The 5,411-nt window shown below is 66.9% G+C and carries 7 protein-coding genes and 1 rRNA gene; 3 read left to right on the top strand and 5 right to left on the bottom strand.

Translation table 11 applies throughout. From position 1 onward, the window contains the following. Positions 1–65: 65 nt before the first annotated feature. The 4 genes from tatC to QMX83_RS19775 all read right to left on the bottom strand — a co-directional run bounded on the left by tatC (position 66) and on the right by QMX83_RS19775 (position 2,492). Positions 66–809 (bottom strand): twin-arginine translocase subunit TatC, encoded by a 744-nt coding sequence (gene tatC, locus QMX83_RS19790; RefSeq protein ID WP_282298357.1) that lies wholly within the window; start codon positions 807–809, stop codon positions 66–68. Then, the gene (gene tatB / locus QMX83_RS19785) at positions 806–1,285 is read right to left on the bottom strand and encodes a Sec-independent protein translocase protein TatB (protein WP_282298356.1); all 480 of its coding nucleotides are present in this window, start codon (positions 1,283–1,285) and stop codon (positions 806–808) included. Before tatB ends, tatC begins: the two co-directional genes overlap by 4 nt. Before the next feature lie 14 nt (positions 1,286–1,299). Next, positions 1,300–1,527 (bottom strand): Sec-independent protein translocase subunit TatA, encoded by a 228-nt coding sequence (gene tatA / locus QMX83_RS19780; RefSeq protein ID WP_282298355.1) that lies wholly within the window; start codon positions 1,525–1,527, stop codon positions 1,300–1,302. A 74-nt stretch (positions 1,528–1,601) separates the two neighbouring features. Next, on the bottom strand, positions 1,602–2,492 hold the full coding sequence (locus QMX83_RS19775; RefSeq protein ID WP_282298354.1) for a lipid-binding SYLF domain-containing protein: 891 nt from the start codon (positions 2,490–2,492) through the stop codon (positions 1,602–1,604). 153 nt (positions 2,493–2,645) lie between these two features. Here QMX83_RS19775 and hemH point away from each other — a divergent pair, with 153 nt between their 5' ends. From hemH to QMX83_RS19760, 3 genes are all read left to right on the top strand, one after another. Next, a complete protein-coding gene (gene hemH, locus QMX83_RS19770; protein WP_282298353.1) occupies positions 2,646–3,608 on the top strand; it encodes a ferrochelatase in 963 nt (320 codons plus the stop codon). Then, complete coding sequence (locus QMX83_RS19765) at positions 3,605–4,456, top strand: alpha/beta hydrolase (protein WP_282298352.1); 852 nt, start codon at positions 3,605–3,607, stop codon at positions 4,454–4,456. Before hemH ends, QMX83_RS19765 begins: the two co-directional genes overlap by 4 nt. A gap of 112 nt (positions 4,457–4,568) precedes the next feature. Continuing rightward, positions 4,569–5,222, top strand: a complete 654-nt coding sequence (locus tag QMX83_RS19760; RefSeq protein ID WP_282298351.1) for a hypothetical protein — start codon at positions 4,569–4,571, stop codon at positions 5,220–5,222. 73 nt (positions 5,223–5,295) lie between these two features. Here the strand turns inward: QMX83_RS19760 and rrf are convergent. Beyond that, positions 5,296–5,410: ribosomal RNA gene (gene rrf, locus QMX83_RS19755) — 5S ribosomal RNA — on the bottom strand. Position 5,411: the final 1 nt, after the last annotated feature.

The raw sequence follows: 5,411 nt of genomic DNA, 5'->3' as shown, positions 1-5,411 counted from the left end.
CCGTAGAGCCACGCCCTGCGTGGCTGCGCGGTGCCACCTTGGTCGAAGCCACGCAGGGCGTGGCTCTACGCGGTTTCCGCCTTGTTTTTCGGCACCAGCCACCTGGCGGCATGGATGCCCAGCTCGTAGAGCAGGCACATCGGGATGGCCAGCATCAGCTGTGACACCACGTCCGGCGGGGTCAGCACCGCGGCCAGCACGAAGATGCCGACAATCGCGTAGCCACGGCTTTCCTTGAACTGTTCCGGCGAGATCCAGCCCAGCAGGGTCAGGATCACCATCGCCACCGGGAGTTCAAAACTGCTGCCGAAGGCGAAGAAGATCGCCAGCACGAAATCCAGATAGGCATTCGCGTCGGGCGTGATCGCAATCACGTCCGGGCGGAACGTGGTCAGGAAGTGGAACACGGCCGGCAGCACCAGGAAGTAGGCAAACGCGCAGCCGATGTAGAACAGCAGCACCGACGACACCAGCAACGGCACCGCCAGGCGCTTCTCGCGCGCGTACAGGCCGGGGGCCACGAACGACCACAGCTGGAACAGCAGCCACGGCACCGCGATGAACAGCGCCACGAAAAAGGTCAGCTTCAACGGCGCGAAGAACGCGCCGGCCGGATTGGTGGCGATCATCGACTGCCCGTTCGGCAGCTGCGACACCAGCGGCTCGGCCAGCCAGGTGTAGATCTGGCGCGAGAACGGCATCAGCCCCAGCAGGATCACGCCCAGCCCGATCAGCCCCCGCATCAGCCGCGCGCGCAGTTCGATCAGGTGTTCGATCAAGCCACTCTCGGGTGCGTCGTGACCGCTCATGGCTTGGCCTCCGGCGGCGTGTCTGTGGTCGGTTCCGGAGCCGGGTCGCGCGGCGAACCGCCGTCGATGCCCGGCGGCGACATCGCATCGCGCTGCGGCTCCGGCACCACATGCTGGGCCACGCTGGCAGGCGAATCCGGTGCCGGGCCGGTCATCAGCGGTTCGTCGGCGTTGCCCGGCGCGCTACCCGCCACGTCCTGGCGCAGTTCCTCGGCCTGGCGGCGGGCGGCTTCGCCGCTGGCGCGCAGCTGCGCCTCGGTGTCCTGCACCGACTGCTGTGCTTCGCGGAACTGACGTTTGATCTCATCGGCATGCAGTTCGCGCTCCAGCTCCTGCTTGACCGAATCCCACTGGTTGCGCGCACGGCGCACCCACAGCCCGGCAAAACGCGCTGCCTTGGGCAGGCGTTCCGGGCCAAGCACCACCAGGGCGACCACTGCGATCAGCAGCAGTTCGCTGAAGCCGATATCAAACACGCCAGATCGTCCGGTCAGCGACGGTCGCGGTCGTGCTCGTTCTGCGAGGACGTCGTCGAATCGGTCGTGCGCGACTGGTCATTCAGCTGCGCAGGCGGCGCGTCTTCATCGCGCATGCCCTTCTTGAATTCCTTGACGGCGCTGCCAAGGTCCTTGGCGCCGCTGGTCAGCTTCTTGGTGCCGAACACCAGAAGCACGATGACCAGCACCACCACCCAATGCCACAAGCTCATACTGCCCATGTGCTGCTCGCGTACCTAGTAAACAGGAGGTTGAGCATAGCGCACCGCCACCATGACGGCGCGCGTGACGAAAGTCAGTTGCCGTCCAGCGACTCGGTGCGGATCTCGCCCTCGCCCACCGGCTGGAAGCCCTGCTGGGCTGCCGGCTGTGCCGGAACGGCCTGCAGCGGAGCGGTCGTGGCCCCGCCCGTGGCCTGTTCAGCCGCCGGCAGCGCGGGGGCCGGCGCAGCACTCTGCGCGGTGCGGGGGGCCGGAGCGGCTCCCGCGGTGCCGCGATTGGCACGCGCTGAATAGGTGGCCTCTTCCAGGCGGTCACGGAAGGCGACCACGTCCATCGACGGCGACTCGCCGACGCGGCCTTCGAAGATCATGCGCGGGGTGGTGCTGCTGCCGTAGGCGTCCAGATTGGCCTCGTCGTCGATCTGCAGCACCGCGCCGTCCAGCGCCACGCCGGCGAACAGGCCGCGCGCACGCGACCAGGACCAGATTTCGGCCTTGAGCTGGCCATCGGTGGCGGCAGCGGCATTGCGGCCCACCGGACCGGCGGCCACGCCCGCATCCGCGCCCAGGGTGAACTTGCCGTTGACCAGGTTGTCCAGGCTGCGGTCGTTGCGGAACACCAGCACCACGTCGGAGGACTGCACGCCGGCCTGGAAGCCGATGCTGCCGCCGGTGAGCTTCATGAACACCGGGTTGGACCAGCTGCCGTCGGGGTTCTTGACCGACATCAGGCCGTGGCCACGGCGGCCGCCAATGACCAGGCCGGCCTTGATGGTGTCGGGAATGACGACGATGGCGCGGCCTTCGTCGAGCAGTTTGTCCGGAATACCCTGTTCGGGGATGGACTGGATTTCATTGAGCACGCGCACCGCATTGCGGGCGCGCTGGTCTTCCTGGGGCCCGGCCACGGCCTGGGCCGACAGCAGGCTGGCAGAGATCAACAGGACAAGGCGGAAGCGGCGCATGGTGGTCTCCGAAGATAAACGTGGAATGTACTGCACCGGGTCGGTAGATCGCCGGTAGGTGCCCACGAAAGTGGGCACGCATTGGTCTACCCGAAATTAGTCAGGTTTCAATGAATCCGCAATGAGTATCCCGGACCTGCGAGAATATCCTCCATGCTCGACGCCCCCCACACCGCTGTGCTGGCGGTCAATCTCGGCACACCGCAGACCCCTACCGCACCCGCGGTGCGGCGCTATCTGGCGGAGTTTCTCAGTGACCCGCGCGTGGTTTCGATTCCGGCCCTGCTGTGGAAGCCGCTGCTGTACGGGCTGATCCTGCCGCTGCGCAGTGGCCGCTCCGCCGCCAAGTACGCGCAGGTCTGGCTGCCGGAAGGTTCGCCGCTGATGGTCTATACCCAGCGGCTGGCGGCCGCGATGCAGGGCTTGATGCCGAATCTGACCGTGCGCCATGCCATGCGCTACGGCGCGCCCGCACTGACCGCCGAATTGGACCGGCTGGCCGCCGAAGGCGTCCGCCGGGTAGTAGTGCTGCCGCTGTACCCGCAGTACTCCACCACCACGACCGCGTCGATCGAGGATCAGCTGCGTGAGTGGCAGCCGCGCCACCCTGGGGTCACTGTGACCCTGGTGCGCGACTATGCGGCGGATCCACAGTGGGTGGAGGCGGTCGCCGGCAGCATCCGCACCTGGTGGGCGCAGCATGGGCGCGGCGAGAAGCTGCTGTTCTCGTTCCATGGCATTCCGCAGCGACTGGCTGATGCCGGCGATCCTTATCCGCAGCGTTGCGAGGCCAGCGCGCAGGCCATCGCCGACGCACTGGGCCTGGGCGAGGGCGAGTGGCAGCTGGCCTATCAGTCGCGGTTCGGTCGTGAGAAGTGGCTGCAGCCGTATGCCGAACCCACCCTGTGGGCACTGGCCGAAGCCGGTACCAAGCAGATCGACGTGGTCTGCCCCGGGTTTGCCACCGACTGCCTGGAAACGCTGGAAGAAGTGGCCATGGGCTTCACCGAAACCGTCGCCGAGCGTGGCGCGCAGATGCGCTACATCCCCTGCCTCAATGACGCGCCGGAGCATGCGCTGGCGCTGTCGCGGCTGAGCGTGGCGGCACTCACATGATGCTGCAGCCGTTCACCCTGCCGCTGGCCACCACCACGGTCGCCGGCCTGCGCTCGGCACACCGCGATGCCCCTCGCGTGCTGGCGCTGCACGGGTGGCTCGACAACGCGGCCAGCTTCGTCCCGCTCGCCGCGCACCTGCCGGCGGTGGACCTGGTCGCGATCGATCTGCCCGGCCACGGCCGCAGTGGGCATCTTCCGCCCGGGTCGCAGTACAACACGCCCGGCGCGATCTGCCATGTGTTGGAAGTAGCCGATGCACTGGGCTGGGACCGCTTCACCCTGCTCGGCCATTCGATGGGAGCCGGTATCGCCAGTTTGACTGCGGCGGCGGCACCGGAGCGCATCGAGCGCCTGATCGCCATCGAGGCACTCGGCGGCCTGCGCGGTCCGGAAGAAGAAACCGCCACGCGACTGCGCGAGCATGTGCAGGCCGCGCGCCGGCTGGGCGAAAAGCGCCTGCGCGTGTTTGCCGACCTCGCTGCGCCCGTGCGCGCACGCATGATGGCCAACCAGCTTAGCGAGCCCTGTGCGCGCTTGCTGGTGGAGCGTGGCGTGATGCCGGTGGAAGGCGGCTACAGCTGGTGCAGCGATCCACGCCTGATGCTGCCCACGGCACTGCGGATGAGTGAGGCGCAGATCGACAACCTGCTTGCGGCGATTGAGTGCCCGACCCAGGTGATCTACGCGAGTCCGGCACAGTCCTACTACCCGGAGCCGCTGCGCAGCGAACGCATCAAGCTTCTGCGCGATGGTCGGATGGCGGTGTTCCCGGGCACCCACCACCTGCACATGGAGCATCCGGGCACGGTGGCGGCAGTGATTACCGCCTTCCTGCAGGAAGGATAGACGGCGAGCCCTGGGTAGCGGCACCTCGGAGCAGCGTCATTGCGGACCGGGAGGCATGGGAATGTAGTGGGTGCTCTCGGCAACGTCGATTGCCCCTGTCTGCGAGTGCTGCATGCCTTTCTCGTCCACCGCCTCCGCTGTCTCCTCCGTTTCCACGGTCTCAGCTACCTCCACGTTGGGCCGCGGGCACTGCACCATCCCGCCCGAGTTGCGGGGCGCACCACGTCCCGCCAGCTGCCCGCCGCGATTGGCCGAAGGCATTCTGCAGAACCTCCACAACGCATCGCCGCCGTCTTCACCTGTCAATCCAGTGCTGGACGCAGCGTGGTCGCAGGTGATCGCACAGTGGTTGACCCATGCGGCTACCGCGATGCGCGATACACCAGGACTGGAGCGCATCGATGTGCCCACCCTGTACCGGTGGCGTGCCTTTGTCGCGGCAGCGTGGCGGGTGCTGCCGAGCGACCTGCAACTGCTGCTGGAATCGCGACAGCTGCGCGACCTGTTCGGCCTGGGGACCCCGTTGCCGCTTTCGTTCCGCAGCGCCGTAGCCGACGTGCTGCGTGCGGAGATCGCGCGCGTCGTTCCTGCGGACGACGCGTCACGGCACTGGGCGGGGGAACTGCTGAACTACATTGAAGCCTGTCTGCAGCAGCCCGCGCAGCTGGCGCTGTCGAGCCCGGTGCTCAAGCCCCTGTTCGAGGTCCTGCACGAAATCACGTTCACCCGGCCGGCACTGGAGCATGTGCATAACATCGCCCGGTAGGGTCCTACGTGTGCGCATTTTCCGCGCACAAAGAAAAACCCCGCTGCGTGAGCAGCGGGGTTTTGGGTGTAAACCCTGGCGATGACCTACTCTCGCATGGCTTGAGCCACACTACCATCGGCGCAGCTGCGTTTCACTTCCGAGTTCGGGATGGGATCGGGTGGTTCCACAGCGCTAATTTCACCAGGG

It is taken from the genome of Stenotrophomonas sp. PS02289, assembly GCF_029960115.1.
Classification (GTDB): domain Bacteria; phylum Pseudomonadota; class Gammaproteobacteria; order Xanthomonadales; family Xanthomonadaceae; genus Stenotrophomonas.
This window is presented reverse-complemented; position numbering and strand designations above follow the sequence as displayed.